This window comes from Ottowia pentelensis (assembly GCF_964341695.1).
Map to the genome: position 1 here is coordinate 1,540,425 of NZ_OZ224513.1, position 15,139 is coordinate 1,555,563.

Genomic DNA, 15,139 nt, shown 5'->3' on the forward strand with positions numbered 1-15,139 from the left:
ATAAACATGAAGCCTGTCTTGTCCAAAGTTGAGCGCCGCATTCGAAATATCGTGGCGCTTGCCCTGATTTCTGGTATCGCCCCATCGATCGCCTTGGCGGCCGACCTTTCGGGAACGCTCAAGAAGGTCAAGGACGATGGCATCGTGGTGGTGGGTTTTCGCGAAGCGTCGATTCCATTTTCTTACTACAACGATGCCAAGCAGCCAATCGGCTATTCGATTGATTTCGCGAATCTGGTGCTGGAGCGCATTCGACAGCAGGTCAATGCGCCAGACCTGAAGGTGCGCTGGTTGCCGATCACGTCGCAAAACCGGATCTCGTTGCTGCAGAACGGCACGATCGACTTCGAGTGCACCACGACCACGCACAATGCCTCGCGCGCCCAGCAGGTTGATTTTTCCAACAGCCTGTTCATCATCGGCACACGCTTGATGGCGAAGAAGGACTCCGGCATCAAGGACTTTGGCGATCTCAAGGGCCAGAACGTCGTGGTCGGCGCGGGCACCACGTCGGAGATCCTGCTACGCAAGCTCAATGCGGATCAAAACATGGGCATGCGCATCATCAGCGCCAAGGATCACGCCGAGTCCTTCCTCACCTTGTCCACGGGTCGGGCCAAGGCAATGATGATGGACGATGCTCTGTTGGCGGGTGAGCGCGCCAAGACCAGCAATCCGCAAGATTACGTGATCACCGGCACGCCCCAGTCCTATGAGGCTTATGGCTGCATGGTTCGCAAGGGCGACGCCCCGATGAAGCACCTGCTGGACGATGTCATTGCGCAGACCGAGACCTCGGGCAAGGGCGAGGCGATCTACAAGAAATGGTTCATGAGCCCAATCCCGCCCAAGAACCTAAATTTGGATTTCCCGATGTCGCAGGCCATGCAACACCTGTTTGCACATCCGAACGACAAGATCGACCCTGAGGCGAAATGAATTACCACTGGAACTGGCCGATCCTGCTGCAGGAGGTCGCAACCGGTGAGAACTCGACCTACCTCGGCTGGATTGTTCATGGCTTTCTGATCACGGCGGCGCTCACGCTGCTGGCCTGGATCATTGCCTTGATCTTCGGTACGCTGTTCGGGGTCATGCGGACGCTGCCGGGGCGGGTTCCCCGCTTCGTCGGGATGGGTTACGTTTCAATTTTTCGAAACGTGCCGCTGATCGTGCAGTTTTTTATCTGGTACTTCGTGGTGCCGGAACTGCTGCCACGGTCCATGGGAGACGCGATCAAGAGCATCGATCCGGCCATCCAGTTTTTCGTCACGTCGGTGTTTGCACTGGGGGTCTACACCGGATCCCGAATCTGCGAACAACTGCGTGCCGGCATTCAGGCGCTGGACAAGGGTCAGGTTCAGGCTGCGCGGGCGGTCGGTTTTACGGTAGCGCAGACATATCGCCACATCATCCTGCCGCAGGTGTTTCGCCGCATCTTGCCGCCGCTGACTTCCGAGTTTCTGATCATTTCGAAGAATTCAGCCGTCGCCTCGACGATCGGCTTGCTCGAACTGAGTGGTGAGGCGCGGCAACTGGTCGACTACACCGCCCAGCCCTACGAGTCGTTCATCATGGTTACGCTGGCCTACGTGATTTTGAACGTGGTGATCCTGCAACTGATGAACTGGGTTCGTCGGCTGACTGCCCGCCCAGGTTTGATGGGCGAATAGGGGCTCACAACTTGCTGCAATTCGACTTTGCCTCACTGTGGGATGCGCGGGCCATCCTGGCCGAAGGCGCCTGGATCACGCTGAAGGTCACTCTGGTGGCCATTGCATGCGGCATTGCCCTGGGCACGCTGCTCGCCGTTTGCGCCGTGGTTCGCGTGCGGGCGCTCAACGCCTTCGCGCGCGCCTACGTCACCCTGTTTCGCTCGATTCCTCTGGTGATGTTGCTGCTGTGGTTCTTTCTGATCGTGCCGCAACTACTCAAATCAATCTTCGACCTGTCGCCGAGCGTCGACATACGGCTGGTTTCCGCCATGGTTGCCTTCTCCATGCTGGAAGCCGCGTTCTTCGCCGAAATCATTCGTGCTGGCATTCTGGGATTGCCCGTAGGTCAGTTTCAGGCCGCCCGATCACTGGGTATGACCACGTTGCAGGCCTTTCGCCACATCATCCTGCCCCAGGCCTTTCGAGCCATGCTGCCCATCATCCTGACCCAATGCATCGTGATTTTTCAGGATACCTCGCTGGTTTACGTCATCGCCCTGGGGGATTTTTTCAGTAACGCCGTTCGCATCGGCGAGCGGGACGGCACGGTGGTCCAGATGCTTCTTTTTGCCGGGCTTGTCTACTGGGTGATCTGCGTCACGCTCAGTGGCATGGTCAAGCTGGTGCAGCTTCGATTGCGCCAAGCCTAGGCGGTCACTGCACTACCATCGGTGCATGACCGACCCGACCACCCAGCTCATCCACCACCCTTATCAGCCCCCCGCCGGCTTCGACGCCCCGCTGCCGGCGCTGCACAAGGCCTCCACGGTCTTCTTTCCCAACGTCGCGGCCATGCGCACGCGCGACTGGAAGGACAAGAGCGGCTACACCTACGGCCTGCACGGCACGCCCAGCAGCTTCACGCTCGAAGAGCGCATCGCCACGCTGGAGCACGGCAAGCATGCCGTGCTGCTGCCCAGCGGCCTGGCGGCGGTGGCCTGCGCCTCGCTGGCGCTGCTCAAGACCGGCGACGAGGTGCTGATCCCCGACAACGCCTACGGCCCCAACAAGGCGCTGACCGAGGGCGAGCTGGCCGGCTGGGGCATCACGCACCAGTACTACGACCCCATGAACGTGGCCGACCTGGCCGCGCGCATCAACGAGCGCACGCGCCTGGTGTGGCTGGAGGCCGCCGGCTCGATCACGCTGGAGTTTCCCGATCTGCTGGAGCAGGTGCGCCTGTGCCACGCGCGCGGCGTGACCTGCGTGCTCGACAACACCTGGGGCGCCGGCCTGGCCTTCAACCCCTTCGACCTGGACGGCCAGGGCCTGGGCGTCGACGTGTCGGTGCACGCCCTGACCAAATACCCCAGCGGCGGCGGCGACGTGCTGATGGGCAGCGTGGTGACGCGCGATGAGGCGCTGCATCGCCGCATCCTGCTGACGCACATGCGCCTGGGCTTCGGCGTCAGCGCCGGCGACACCGAGACGCTGCTGCGCGCGCTGCCCAGCATCGCGCTGCGCTACCACGCGCAGGACCAGGCGGCGCGCCAGCTGGCGCGCTGGTGCGCGCAGCAGCCGGTGTTTGCCCAGGTGCTGCACCCGGCGCTGGCCGGCAGCCCCGGCCACGCCCACTGGCAGCAGGTGTGCGGCGCGGCGGCCGGCCTGTTCAGCGTGATGGTCGACGCCCGTTACACCCAATCGCAAGTCGATGCCTTTTGCGATGGCCTGCGCCTGTTCCGGCTGGGCTACAGCTGGGGCGGCCCGATCAGCCTGGTGGTGCCCTACGACTTGGCCGCCATCCGCGCCCGCGGCTGGCCGGCGCACCTGGCGCGCGGCACGGTGGTGCGCTTTTCCGCCGGCCTCGAGGCAGTGGCCGACCTGCAGGCCGACCTGGCGCAGGCGGCGCAACGGGCCTTCGGTATTTGATGTCGATACTATAGAATTTATAGCTATCAGCGCTGGATTGACGGGCGCCATAGGCTGATTCGATTAAAATCTACACAAGGTCTGCAGCGCGTGGCCCTCACCCCAACCCTCTCCCAGAGGGAGAGGGGGTGAAGTCCAGTACAGCGACGGCGCAGTCGGCGCGAAGGGTTGGGGTCAGTCCCCATTGAGCGAGCATGGTTTTGCCCCTATCGTGCCGCGCCATGACCGAACCCGAGCCCCCGGCCGAGCCCGCCGCCTACCAGCCCTACGTGCCGCCGCCGTCCACGGTGCCGCAGGCCCTCATGCAGCCGCTGGGCCTGCTCGATCCGCTGCGCTGGCTGCGCGCCGGCTGGGCCGACTTCAGGGCGGCGCCGGGCATCGGCCTGTTCTACGGCGCGTGCTTCTGGGGCATGGCGCTGGTGCTGGGGTTGGTGTTTCGCAACCGGCCCGAATACGTGATGTCGATCGCCTCGGGCTGCCTGCTGCTGGGGCCGTTTTTGGCCATGGGCCTGTACGAGGTCAGCCGCCGGCGCGAGGCAGGCCAGCCGCCCACGCTGGGCGCCTCGGCCACCTGCTGGGAGCCGCACCTGCGCAGCCTGGCGCTGCTGGTGCTGGTGCTGATCGTGCTGGAGCTGCTGTGGGGGCGCGCCTCGCTGGTGGTGTTCGCGGTGTTCTTCTACACCGGCATGCCGTCCACCACCGGCGTCATCCGCGCCATCTTCAACCCCGAGAACATGGAGTTCGTGATGGTCTACGCCCTGGTCGGCGGGTTGTTCGCGCTGCTGGTCTACGCCACCGCCGTGGTGTCGATCCCGATGATCCTGGACCGCGGCACCGACGCCATCTCGGCCGTCATCACCAGCATCCGCGTGGTGGCGGCCAACCCCGTCACCCTGCTGTGGTGGGGCTTTCTGATCACCCTGCTGGTGGCCGTCGCCCTGCTGCCCTGGGGCGCGGGCCTGCTGGTGGTCGGCCCCGTGCTGGGCCATGCCAGCTGGCACGCGTATCGCGGCGCGGTGCGCTGGCAGGAGCCGCCGGCGGCAGCCGGCGCCGACTGATCACCCGGCGGCCAGAATTTCAGCGCTGGCCTCGGCCATCGCCGCCGCCGAGCGATCGCGCAGCCGCACCACGCGCGCCTGCTCGAAGCGCGCGAAGTTGCGCCGCGTCGAGCTGGCGTAGCCGGGGTCGTAGTGCTTTTCCAGCAGCTCGCGCACCACGGCCTCGGTGCGGCCGGCGGCGATCTGCGCCTTCCAGCCGTCGACCACGGCGCGCCCGCGCAGCGCCACCAGGGTGTCCAGGCGCTGGCCGAAATAGGCGGGGTCGCTGACGAAGAAGGGGTAGTCCTCCAGCAGCAGGGCCACGCGCTCGTCCTCGGCCAGCTCCACGCGCAGGCAGGCGCTGGCGCGCATGGCGGCGATCAGCGGCTCGGGCAGCGTCAGGTTGCCGACCTTCTTGCTCTCGGCCTCCACATACACCGGCCGCGTGGCGACCAGCGCGCGCAGGGCGTCCCACACGCACATCTCGAAGTGCTTTTGCGTCGGCTGCGGCACGCCGGGGATGGCGCCCAGCACCGAGGCGCGGTGCCGCGCCAGGCCCTCCAGGTCCAGCACCTGCGCGCCGGCGGCGGCCAGCGCGTGCAGCAGGCGCGTCTTGCCCGATCCGGTGGGGCCGCAGATGACGTGAAAGGACAGCGGCTCGATGCGCGCCGGCAGGTCGGCCAGCATGGCGGCGCGAAAGGCCTTGTAGCCGCCTTCGATCAGGTGCACGCGAAAGCCGATCTGCCCCAGCACCAGCGCCAGCGCGCCGCTGCGCTGGCCGCCGCGCCAGCAGTACAGCAGCGGCTGCCAGCCCTTGGGCTTGTCGATGCAGTGTTGCTCGATGTGCGCGGCGATGTTGCGCGCCACCAGCGCGGCGCCGAGCTTGCGCGCCTCGAACGGGCTGACCTGCACGTACAGCGTGCCCACGCGCGCGCGCTCGTCGTCGTGCAGGCTGGGCCAGTTGACGGCGCCGGGCAGGTGGTCGAGCGCGAACTCGCTTTCGCTGCGTGCGTCGATGACGGTGTCGAAGCCGTCCAGCCGCGCCAGCGCCTCGCCGGCCGCGATGCGGTGCACGCTCATTGGAGCACCCTCCGCGCTACGCGCTGCGGGGTTCGCGCTTGGGAGCGGCCCGGCGCGCTCATGGCAGCAAGGTCTTCAAGGTGGGCCACACATTGCCCAGGATGATGGGGTGCGCGGCGGCCACGGGGTGGATGCGGTCGGGCTGAAACAGCCGGGTCGGGTCGGGCCCGTCGGCCACGCCCTTGAGCAGGAAGGGCACCAGCGCCGCCTGGTGCGCCTGCGCCACCTGGGCAAACAGCGCCTCGAAGCGTTGGCCGTACTGCGCGCCGTAATTGGGCGGCAGCTGCATGCCCGCCAGCAGCACCTTGGCGCCGGCCTGCTGCGCGGCCTGCGTCATGGCGTTCAGGTTGGCCTCGGTCATCGCAAGCGGCAGGCCGCGCAGCGCGTCGTTGCCGCCCAGCTCGATCACCACCACGGCGGGGTGGTGCTTCTTCAGCAAGGCGGGCAGGCGTGCGCGGCCGCCGGACGTGGTGTCGCCCGAGATGCTGGCGTTGGCCACCTGCGCGGCGATCTTCTCGTCCGCCAGCTTGTGCTGCAGCAGCGCCACCCAGCCACTGCCGCGGGCAATGCCGTATTCGGCGCTCAGCGAGTCGCCCAGCACCAGGATCACGGGGGGATTGGCGGCCGCCAGGGCCTTTGCTGCGGGGGCGGCCAGCGCCAAGCGGATAAAGTGTCGTCGAATCAAATCAAATGGCCCTTAGATACATGACGGATCAGTCTGCGGAACATCCGCCCGGCGCGGCCAGCGCGCCCATCATCGCGGTGGAGCATGTCTTCAAGTCGGTCACCGACTCCACCGGCACCCTGGATATTCTGCGCGATATCGACTTCGAGCTGGCCGCGCGCGAGACTGTGGCCATCGTCGGCGCCTCGGGCTCGGGCAAGAGCACGCTGCTGTCCATCATTGCCGGGCTGGACACGCCCACGCGCGGCACCGTGCGGCTGGCCGGGCAGGATTTGTTCGCGGTGGACGAGGACGCGCGCGCGGCGGTGCGCGCCCAGCAGATCGGCTTCGTGTTCCAGAGCTTTCAGCTGCTGGGCAACCTGACCGCGCTGGAAAACGTGATGCTGCCGCTGGAGCTGGCCGGCCGCCGCGACGCGCGCGCCCAGGCCGGCGAGATGCTGGCGCGCGTCGGCTTGGCCCAGCGCCTGCGCCACTACCCCAAGCTGCTGTCGGGCGGCGAGCAGCAGCGCGTGGCGCTGGCGCGCGCCTTCGTGGTGCACCCGGCCGTGCTGCTGGCCGACGAGCCCACGGGCAGCCTGGACTTCGCCACCGGCGAGACGGTGATGGAGCTGATGTTCGAGCTGAACCGCGAGCTGGGCACCACCCTGGTGCTGGTGACGCACGACCGGGCCATCGCCGCGCGCTGCCAGCGCGTGCTGACGGTGGAGGCCGGGCGCATCGCGCAGGACAGCCGGATGCCCGGAAATACTATCGATACCGTAGCTGCCCGCGCTTGATCGGCGGGCGCTGCAGCCGTATTTGGCTTGAAACGGGTCGTCAGAGCTGAAAACCCACCGTGGCCACCAGCCCCTCGCCGATGTCGCGCCACCAGCTGGGCGGCCGGGCCGAGGCGCGCTGGCCGCGCTGGGCGGTCTCGGTGATCCAGTTGCCCAGCCAGTCGATCTCGGCCGGGCCGTAGAAGGCGGCCATGGCCTCGTAGTTGATGAACAGGCTGCGGCTGTCCAGGTTGGCCGAGCCGCACAGGGCCAGCACCTCGTCGACCACCACCGCCTTGGCGTGCAGCATGCCGGGCAGCAGGCGCACGTCGGCGCCAGCGGCGGCCAGCTCGCGCAGCGCACGCCCGCGCGCCCAGTCGGCCAGCCGGTGGTTGGAGCGCTCGGGGATGACCAGGGTGATCTGCAGCCCGCGGCGCGCGGCCAGCAGCAGGGCCTCCAGCAAGCCCTCGTCGGGCACGAAGTAGGGCGTGGCCAGCAGCAGGCGGCGCTCGGCGTGGAAGATGGCCGAGACCAGCAGCGCGTGCAGGATGTCTTCGTGAAAGTCGGGCCCGCTGGGCACCCATTGCGCCAGCGGGGGCAGGGCGGGGGTGGCGATGGTGGGCGCGGGGGCGGGTGCGGCGGTGGCGGCATCGGGGGTGGCGCCCGCGTGCACGCCCGACTCCGCCTCGCGCCGCGCCAGGCGCTGGGCATAGTCCAGGCGCGGCGCCTTGCGCACGCCGCGCGCGATGCGCCAGTCGTTCTCGAACAGCGCCTGCGCCTGCGCCGCCAGCGGGCCACAGGCGACGAAGCTCAGGTCCAGCCAGGCCGGCTCGCCCACGCGGCCGATGAAGTATTCGTTGGCGATGTTGCGCCCGCCGCCCCACAGGCGCGCGCCGTCGGCCACCACCAGCTTGCGGTGGTTGCGCAGGTTGGCGCGCCCGCGCCCCGGAATGCCCAGCGCGGGCACGAACATGCGCGTGTGCACGCCGGCCGCCTTCAGCAGCGCGTCGTGGCTGTGCGCGCTCTTCAGGCTGCCGATGCTGTCCAGCAGCAGGCGCACGCGCACGCCGGCGCGCGCGCGCTCGGCCAGGTCGGCGGCCACGGTGGCGCCCACCTCGTCGTCGCCCAGCACGTAGGTGCATACGTCCAGCGTGTGGCGGCTGCCGGCGATCAGCGCGCGCAGCCGCTCCAGCGCGGCGGCCCCGTCGGCGTCGAAGCGCACGCTGGCCTGCGGCTGGGCAGCGGCCACGCCCACCGCGGCCAGCAGGCGCCGCGTCCACAGCGGCACGGCGTGCGCCCAGGGGCCGGTGGGGGCTGGCTGGCGGCGCGTGGCGGGGCGGATCAGCTTGCGCGTGCCGAAGATCAGGAACAGCGGCAGGCCCAGATAGGGAAAGGCCGCGATGCCCAGCACCCAGGCCATGGCGGCATAGGGGTGGCGGCGCTGGCGGCGCACGCGCGTGACCACGATGTAGGTCAGCAGGCCGGCCGCGACGAAGGCGCTGTGCTCCAGGGGCGAGATGTGGGGCAGGTGCAGCATGGCGGGCAGTGGGGTGGGCCGATCATGCCTGAGTGTTGATGACGGGCCGGCGTCGATAATCGCCCGATGTCTGCCCCCAAAGTCCTGTTCGGTTTTCATGCCGTGGGCGTGCGCCTGAAGACCGCGCCCGCCTCCATCGTCGAGGTCTACGTCGACCCCACGCGGCGCGACGCGCGCATGAAGCAGTTTCTGAGCCGCGCAGCCGAGGCCGGCGTGCGCGTGATCGAGGCCGATGCGGCGCGCCTGGCGCGGCTGGCCGGCGGGGTGGGGCACCAGGGCGTGGTGGCGCGCGTGCAGGCGCTGGAAGGCGGGCGCACGCTGGACGAACTGCTGGACGACCTGACGGAGCCCGCGCTGCTGCTGGTGCTGGACGGCGTGACCGACCCGCACAACCTGGGCGCCTGCCTGCGCGTGGCCGACGGCGCGGGTGCGCACGCCGTGATCGCGCCCAAGGACCACGCGGCGGGCATCAACGCCACCGTGGCCAAGGTGGCCAGCGGCGCGGCCGAGACCATGCCGTACTTCATGGTCACCAACCTGGCGCGCATGCTGAACGAGCTGAAGGAGCGCGGCATCTGGGTCATCGGCACCGCCGGCGAGGCCGAGCAAAGCCTGTATGCGGCCGACCTGAAGGTGCCCACCGCCCTGGTGCTGGGCGCCGAGGGGCCGGGCCTGCGCCAGCTCACGCGCAAGACCTGCGACACGCTGGTGCGCATCCCCATGCAGGGCGCGGTGGAAAGCCTGAACGTGTCGGTGGCCAGCGGCGTGTGCCTGTACGAGGCGCGGCGCCAGCGCGGGGGCTGATCGCTGGCCGCGCCTGGCGCGTGCCGGCGTCGCGCGGTATGCTGGGGCCATCCCCCCGTCCGACTGGAGCTGCCATGCGCCGCCTGCCTGCCTTCACTCTTTTGCTCGCGTTGATGTCGGGCGCTGCCTGGCTGGCGCCGGCCGCCCTGGCGGCCGAGGGCTCCATCACCATCGACTCGCCCAAGGACGGCGCCAAGCTGGACGCGATGAACCAGAACAAGCTGGTGTACGCCGTGGTGCCCGGCCCGGGCGGCGACCACGTGCACGTCTACGTGGACGGCAAGGAAACGGGCATCCTGCGCCAGCTCAAGGGCAGCTACACGCTGGAGACGCTGGCCGCCGGCACGCACGAGATCTGCATCAAGGTCGCCAACAAGGCGCATGTGCCCATCGGGCTGCAGCGCTGCGTGACCGTCAGCGTCGAGTAGCCGGCTTGGACGGGCAAAACCTCGCCTATGCGCTGACCCAGGTCGGCCACAACTTCGGCGCCGTGATCGTGGTCGCCGCGCCGCTGTACGCGCTGGCCACCGCCAAATCGGCGGGTGCGCGTGGCGTGCTGTGGCTGGCGCTGGCGGGCTGGGCGCTGCAGCTGGCCAGCGGCGGCCTGTTCGGCCTGGTCAGCTACCATTTTTACGGCCAGTTGCCGGACATCCACGGCATCGCCATCGGCGCGCTGGTGCTCAAGCTGCTGTGTGCGCTGACGGCCGTGGCGCTGCTGGCGCTGGCGCTGCTGCGCCCGCAGGCGGCGACCGGTGGTGGGGGCGGCGCGGCGAGGTGGCGCGTGCTGGCGGCGCTGGGTGCCACCGCGCTGGCCGCTGCCGCGTTTTTGCGCTGGTTCTCTTAGGGTCGCGCTCTGACCGCGTGCGATCTTGGCCACGACGCCGACCAGCATCGCCTCCAGGCTCACTGCATCGAATGCAGGCCGACGCAGTTGCCCTCGGTGTCCACCACCAGCGCGATGAAGCCGTAGGGGCCGATCGCGAACTTGGGCTTGTCGATGCGTCCGCCTGCGGCCAGCACGCGGCCTTGCGGCAGGGCGCAATCGTCGCAGCCGAAGTACACCAGCGTACCGCCACCGCCCGAGGGCACGCCGGCCATCTGCACCAGCATGCCGCCCGTGCCGGGCGCGGCCATGTCCATGGGAAAGGCCATCATCTTCGTGCCGCCGGCCACGCTGTCGGGCGGGGTCAGGGGCTGCAGCTTGCACTGCAGCACGTCCTCGTAAAAGCGCTGGGCGCGGGCCATGTCCTGCACGTAGATTTCGAACCAGACGACGGGATTGTGTGCCATGTGGGACTCCGGATGGATTGCGAGAGGATGGGGCCGGGCGCTATCAAACCCGAAGCGACGCGCGGAAACCCCGCGCCGCGTAGTAGGACTCGGCGCCGTTGTGATAGATGAACACGCGGCCGAAACGCCGGTCGCCGAACAGCGCGCCGCCGCGGCTGCGCACGCCCGACGGGGTCAGCAGCCAGCTGGGGGTCTTGGTGTCGAACTCGCCCAGCGTCTGCAGGTGCTGGTACAGCGCTTCGCTCAACAGATCGACCCCCGCCTCGGCGGCGGTATCGAGGGCGTTGCCGCCGGGCTTGTTGGCCTTGCGCGCGTCCAGCGCGGCACGGTCGTAGCACAGGCTGCGGCGCCCGGGCGGGCTCTCGGGCGAGCAGTCGGCAAACACGCAGGCGCCCGTGTCCTGCGCGATCACGTCCGGCTCGCCGCCCGTGCCTTCCATCCAGTGCAGGGCACGCAGCGCCTCGGGTTGGCCCAGCAGCCGCTGCTGCACCGCGGCCCAGGCGATGGCGGGATGGCGCCGCTGGTGCTGGTCGAAGCGGTTCTGCAGCGCGCGCAGGAGCTTGTCGCGTTCCTGGTTGGTCATGGCTGGTCGGCGTTGGCTGCCGCGATGCGGGTCCACTGCGCCACGGGACGGCCGTCCCGCCGCCACCAGGATCCGGCTTCGTCCTGGTGCGGCCAGCCGGCGGGCGAGTCTTCCCACGTTTCCTGCCGGCCGTAGGGCGTGAGGTCGAGCAGCTGGAGCGTGGGCAGCATCGCCTCGATGCCGCGCTGCGTCGATTCATAGCTCATGAAGACCTCGCTGCCCACGCGCAGGTAGCAGCGCAGGTCGCCGCCGTTGCGCGTGGCCATCTCGTCGTCCTGGCAATCCTGCGTCGAATACCAGGGCGCCGTCCAACCCATGAAGTCGCGGTAGGCCGCAAGCTCGGGCCAGGGGCCACGGCTGAACACGGCGTAGCTCACGTCGCGCTCGGCCAGATAGGCGCGCACAGCGGTGTCCATCGCGACCTGACTGTGGGTGCAGCCTTCGCACTGCTTGTCGTGCGGCGCGCCGCGCTTCCACATGAAGTGGTAGACCAGCAGTTGACGCCGGCCCTCGAACACCTCGTGCAGGGGAACGGGGCCTTGGGCGCCGACCACGGTGATGGCGGGCATGGGCGTCATCGGCAGGCGCCGGCGCGCGGCGGCCAGCGCATCGCCGGCGCGCGTGTGGGCCTTTTCGCGGGCCAGCAGTTCGGCGCGGGCACGTTCCCACGCCGCGCGATCGACGACCGGCGGCCGGGCAGAGTCTTTCATGGTGGCGTTCTCCTTCGTTCGATCAACCGCGCACCGCCGCCTCGATGGCGGCGACGTCGATCTTGCCCATGCTCATCATGGCGTCGAAGGCGCGCTTGGCGGCGGCCCGGTCGCTGCTGGTGTAGGCGCGGGTCAGTGCGATCGGCGTGATCTGCCACGACAGGCCCCACCGGTCCTTGCACCAGCCGCACGCGCTGGCCTGGCCGCCGTTGCCGACGATGGCATTCCAGTAGCGGTCGGTCTCGGCCTGGTCGACGGTGGCGACCTGAAACGAGAACGCCTCGCTGTGCTTGAAGACGGGGCCGCCATTGAGCCCCAGGCAGGGGATGCCGAGCACGGTGAACTCGACGGTCAGCACATCGCCCTGCTTGCCGTCGGGGTAGTCGCCTGGCGCGCGGTGCACCGCGCCGACGGCCGAGTCGGGGAAGGTGGCCGCATAAAAGCGCGCCGCCTCTTCCGCATTGCGGTCGAACCAGAGGCAGATGGTGTTCTTGGCGGGAGTGCTCATGTCATGGCTCCTTGTGGAAGTTGGCGCGCCCTGGCGCGCTGGGCTGCCCGGACATCACGCGGGCGTGCGGCCCAGCACGAAGTGGGCTGCCTTGGGCGTGCCCGTGAAGCGTTCGCACGCGTAGCCCAGCGCGCGCATGTCCAGGTCGTCGAACAGCCGCTCGCCGCGGCCCAGCAGCACTGGCGAGACGGCCAGGTGCAACTCGTCGATCAGCCGCGCGCGCAGATATTGCCGGATGGTGTCGGCGCCGCCGCCGATGCGCACGTCGAGATCGCCGGCGGCCCGGCGCGCCTGCGCCAGAGCGTCGTGGATGCCGCCGGTGACGAAGTGAAAGGTGGTGCCGCCGGCCATCGTGATGGGTGCGCGCGCATGGTGCGTCAGCACGAACACCGGCACGTGATAGGGCGGGTTGTCGCCCCACCAGCCTTTCCAGCTGTCGTCCGGCCAAGGGCCGCGCACCGGGCCGAACATGTTGCGCCCGAGGATCCAGGCGCCCACGCCCGCGAAGCCGCGGGCGGCGAAGTCGTCGTCGACGCCGCCTTCGCCTCCTTCCTGACCTTGCATGCGCTGCCAGCAGCGGGTGCCGATGAACCAGCCATGCAGATCCTTGCCGCCGATGCCCAGCGGATTTTCAAGACTTTGGTCGGGACCGGCGCCGTAGCCGTCGAGCGAAATGCTGAAGCTGGCAACACGTACTTTGGACATGATCAAGCACCTTCTCTCAATCCACTCGAGGGCCATGCGCTGAACAGCAGCCGCCGCGCCGCGCAAGCGAGCGGGTCTGCAGGCCGTGCTTTGCCACGTTCGATGGGAACGGCCGGTTGCGTCACCCGCGTTCAACCCGGAATGTCCGGCTCCACCAGTTGGGCCAGCTGCGCCAACGATTCCTGCCAGCCGAGGTAGCACGCTTCCAGCGGAATGGCCTGCGGAATGCCGGACTGCGTGATGGCCAGCTCCGTGCCGCAACTCACGGGCTTGAGCCGCACGCTCACTTCCAGCACGCCCGGCAGGTTCGGGTCGTCGAAGCGGTCGGTGTAGTGGATGAGCTCGCCCGGCACCAGCTCCAGGTATTCGCCGCCAAACGAGTGCCCCTTGCCGCTGCCGAAGTTGTGAAAGGACATGCGGAAGCCACCGCCGACGCGCGCGTCGTGCTGCTGGACCCGACAGGTGAAGCCGTACGGAGGCAGCCACTTGGCCAGCGCGTCCGCTTCGGTGAAGGCGCGGTAGAGCTTGTCGGGCGTGGTGCGCAGCACGCGGTGCAGGCGGATGGTGCGGTCGTCGGACATGCTGATCCCCGGTGAGCGCCGGTCAAGCCTGCGTGGCCACGTTGACCATCCACGGCGTGCCGAAGCGGTCGGTCACCATGCCGAAGCCTTCGGACCAGAAGGTCTTGGCAAAGGGCATGGCCACTGCGCCGCCCTGCGCCAGGCCGTCGAACACGCGCCGGCCTTCGGTGGTATCGGCGACGCCGATCGACACCCACAGGCCCTGCGGCTTCTGGTAGCCGCCGCCGCAGATCGCCGGGTCCTGCCCCGGCGCGACGGGCATGGTGTCGGACGCCATCAGCGATTGCGTGCCCACCTGCATGTGCACATGCATGATGCGCTTCTTCGCCGCCTCGGGCAGCGGCGGCATGCCGGGCTGCGCCGGCATCTCGCCGAAGGTGCCCTGATACACGATGGTGCCGCCAAACAGCTTGGCATAGAAGGCAAAGGCCTCGGCGCAGTTGCCATCGAAGTTGAGGTAGGGGATGAATTGCATGGCCGGGTCCTCGGTGAGGGATTGAAATGTGCCCACTGGTGCAAAAATTGTGGACGCCGTACACTTATGCTACGTAGGGATTTGGACGCTGTCCACATAAGATCTGTTTCCAAATGTCGGACCTCGCAAAATCAAGCGCGCGCCGCACCTATCGGCATGGCGACCTGCGCCGCGCCCTGCTGGATGCCGGTGTCGAACTGGCGCGCGAAGGCGGGCCCACCGCCGTCGTGCTGCGCGAGGCCACGCGCCGCGCCGGCGTGGTGCCCAACGCCGCCTACCGGCATTTCGCCAGCCACCAGGCCTTGTTCGACGCCGTGCGCGCCGCCGCGCTGGCCCTGCTGGCACAGGAGATCGAACGCGAGGTGAGCGCCGCCACGCGCCGCGAGCGCGATGCCGGCTGGCGCGCGCGCGCGGCCCTGCGTGGCGTGGGCGTCGGCTACCTGCGCTTTGCCTGGCAGCAGCCGGGCTTGTTTCGCACCGCGTTTGCCGCGCGGCCGTTCGGTCTGCAAGAGTTCGCCCTGGACGATCCGGCGCCGCGCGGCGCCAGCGGGCGCGATCCGTTCGAGCTGCTGGGCGACGCGCTGGATGCCATGGTGGCGGCTGGCCTGCTGCCGCCGGAGCGCCGGCCGGGGGCCGAGTTCATGGCCTGGTCGGCCGTGCATGGCATGGCCTTCCTGATGATCGACGGCCCCCTGCGCGCGCTGGACGAACCGGCGCGCCTGGCGCTGGCCGAGCGCCAGGTGGCGATGGTGGAGCGCGGGCTGCTGGCCGACGCGGTGGCCTGATGGGCCAGAATTCGACACTC

Annotated in this window: 20 protein-coding genes; 10 read left to right on the forward strand and 10 right to left on the reverse strand. The window is 68.8% G+C overall.

From position 1 onward, the window contains the following. Positions 1-6: 6 nt before the first annotated feature. The 5 genes from ACWHMB_RS07425 (at position 7) to ACWHMB_RS07445 (ending at position 4,642) form a co-directional block, all read left to right on the forward strand. The gene (locus ACWHMB_RS07425; protein WP_377480358.1) at positions 7-939 is read left to right on the forward strand and encodes a glutamate/aspartate ABC transporter substrate-binding protein; all 933 of its coding nucleotides are present in this window, start codon (positions 7-9) and stop codon (positions 937-939) included. Next, on the forward strand, positions 936-1,673 hold the full coding sequence (locus ACWHMB_RS07430; RefSeq protein ID WP_377480354.1) for an amino acid ABC transporter permease: 738 nt from the start codon (positions 936-938) through the stop codon (positions 1,671-1,673). Before ACWHMB_RS07425 ends, ACWHMB_RS07430 begins: the two co-directional genes overlap by 4 nt. An 11-nt stretch (positions 1,674-1,684) precedes the next feature. Continuing rightward, the gene (locus ACWHMB_RS07435) at positions 1,685-2,365 is read left to right on the forward strand and encodes an ABC transporter permease subunit (protein WP_377480351.1); all 681 of its coding nucleotides are present in this window, start codon (positions 1,685-1,687) and stop codon (positions 2,363-2,365) included. A gap of 25 nt (positions 2,366-2,390) precedes the next feature. Next, positions 2,391-3,584 carry a PLP-dependent transferase gene (locus ACWHMB_RS07440; RefSeq protein WP_377480348.1) on the forward strand — a complete coding sequence of 398 codons (1,194 nt, stop codon included), beginning with the start codon at positions 2,391-2,393 and terminating at the stop codon, positions 3,582-3,584. Between the two features lie 221 nt (positions 3,585-3,805). After that, the gene (locus ACWHMB_RS07445; RefSeq protein ID WP_377480346.1) at positions 3,806-4,642 is read left to right on the forward strand and encodes a DUF2189 domain-containing protein; all 837 of its coding nucleotides are present in this window, start codon (positions 3,806-3,808) and stop codon (positions 4,640-4,642) included. Here the strand turns inward: ACWHMB_RS07445 and mnmH are convergent, their stop codons facing one another. Both mnmH and ACWHMB_RS07455 read right to left on the reverse strand, forming a co-directional pair. Beyond that, positions 4,643-5,701: a tRNA 2-selenouridine(34) synthase MnmH gene (gene mnmH, locus ACWHMB_RS07450; RefSeq protein ID WP_377480343.1), complete on the reverse strand. Its 1,059-nt coding sequence runs from the start codon at positions 5,699-5,701 to the stop codon at positions 4,643-4,645. A gap of 58 nt (positions 5,702-5,759) precedes the next feature. Next, entirely contained in the window at positions 5,760-6,362 is a 603-nt protein-coding gene (locus tag ACWHMB_RS07455; RefSeq protein ID WP_377480340.1) for an arylesterase, read from the reverse strand. A 44-nt stretch (positions 6,363-6,406) separates the two neighbouring features. Here ACWHMB_RS07455 and ACWHMB_RS07460 point away from each other — a divergent pair, with 44 nt between their 5' ends. Beyond that, positions 6,407-7,162: an ABC transporter ATP-binding protein gene (locus ACWHMB_RS07460; protein WP_377480337.1), complete on the forward strand. Its 756-nt coding sequence runs from the start codon at positions 6,407-6,409 to the stop codon at positions 7,160-7,162. A gap of 40 nt (positions 7,163-7,202) precedes the next feature. On the opposite strand, the gene ACWHMB_RS07465 is transcribed toward ACWHMB_RS07460, so the two are convergent. Continuing rightward, a complete protein-coding gene (locus ACWHMB_RS07465) occupies positions 7,203-8,678 on the reverse strand; it encodes a phospholipase D-like domain-containing protein (protein ID WP_377480334.1) in 1,476 nt (491 codons plus the stop codon). 66 nt (positions 8,679-8,744) lie between these two features. Here ACWHMB_RS07465 and rlmB point away from each other — a divergent pair, with 66 nt between their 5' ends. The 3 genes from rlmB to ACWHMB_RS07480 all read left to right on the forward strand — a co-directional run bounded on the left by rlmB (position 8,745) and on the right by ACWHMB_RS07480 (position 10,326). Further along, the gene (gene rlmB, locus ACWHMB_RS07470) at positions 8,745-9,482 is read left to right on the forward strand and encodes a 23S rRNA (guanosine(2251)-2'-O)-methyltransferase RlmB (RefSeq protein WP_377480331.1); all 738 of its coding nucleotides are present in this window, start codon (positions 8,745-8,747) and stop codon (positions 9,480-9,482) included. Positions 9,483-9,556: 74 nt separating this feature from the next. After that, positions 9,557-9,910, forward strand: coding sequence for a hypothetical protein (locus tag ACWHMB_RS07475; RefSeq protein WP_377480328.1), 354 nt, complete (start codon positions 9,557-9,559; stop codon positions 9,908-9,910). A gap of 5 nt (positions 9,911-9,915) precedes the next feature. Continuing rightward, positions 9,916-10,326 carry a hypothetical protein gene (locus ACWHMB_RS07480; protein WP_377480326.1) on the forward strand — a complete coding sequence of 137 codons (411 nt, stop codon included), beginning with the start codon at positions 9,916-9,918 and terminating at the stop codon, positions 10,324-10,326. A 59-nt stretch (positions 10,327-10,385) separates the two neighbouring features. On the opposite strand, the gene ACWHMB_RS07485 is transcribed toward ACWHMB_RS07480, so the two are convergent. The 7 genes from ACWHMB_RS07485 to ACWHMB_RS07515 form a co-directional block, all read right to left on the reverse strand. Then, positions 10,386-10,772 carry a VOC family protein gene (locus ACWHMB_RS07485; protein ID WP_377480323.1) on the reverse strand — a complete coding sequence of 129 codons (387 nt, stop codon included), beginning with the start codon at positions 10,770-10,772 and terminating at the stop codon, positions 10,386-10,388. Between the two features lie 43 nt (positions 10,773-10,815). Then, on the reverse strand, positions 10,816-11,355 hold the full coding sequence (locus ACWHMB_RS07490) for a DUF4256 domain-containing protein (RefSeq protein WP_377480320.1): 540 nt from the start codon (positions 11,353-11,355) through the stop codon (positions 10,816-10,818). Continuing rightward, on the reverse strand, positions 11,352-12,065 hold the full coding sequence (locus ACWHMB_RS07495; RefSeq protein ID WP_377480317.1) for a DUF899 family protein: 714 nt from the start codon (positions 12,063-12,065) through the stop codon (positions 11,352-11,354). Before ACWHMB_RS07495 ends, ACWHMB_RS07490 begins: the two co-directional genes overlap by 4 nt. A gap of 22 nt (positions 12,066-12,087) precedes the next feature. Beyond that, positions 12,088-12,573, reverse strand: a complete 486-nt coding sequence (locus tag ACWHMB_RS07500; protein ID WP_377480314.1) for a VOC family protein — start codon at positions 12,571-12,573, stop codon at positions 12,088-12,090. A gap of 54 nt (positions 12,574-12,627) precedes the next feature. Beyond that, entirely contained in the window at positions 12,628-13,278 is a 651-nt protein-coding gene (locus ACWHMB_RS07505; protein WP_293221033.1) for a dihydrofolate reductase family protein, read from the reverse strand. 131 nt (positions 13,279-13,409) lie between these two features. Further along, on the reverse strand, positions 13,410-13,859 hold the full coding sequence (locus ACWHMB_RS07510; protein WP_293221035.1) for an SRPBCC family protein: 450 nt from the start codon (positions 13,857-13,859) through the stop codon (positions 13,410-13,412). Positions 13,860-13,881: 22 nt separating this feature from the next. Beyond that, positions 13,882-14,334, reverse strand: a complete 453-nt coding sequence (locus ACWHMB_RS07515; protein WP_293221037.1) for a VOC family protein — start codon at positions 14,332-14,334, stop codon at positions 13,882-13,884. A 113-nt stretch (positions 14,335-14,447) separates the two neighbouring features. Here ACWHMB_RS07515 and ACWHMB_RS07520 point away from each other — a divergent pair, with 113 nt between their 5' ends. Further along, on the forward strand, positions 14,448-15,119 hold the full coding sequence (locus tag ACWHMB_RS07520; protein WP_293221039.1) for a TetR/AcrR family transcriptional regulator: 672 nt from the start codon (positions 14,448-14,450) through the stop codon (positions 15,117-15,119). Positions 15,120-15,139 lie beyond the last annotated feature (20 nt).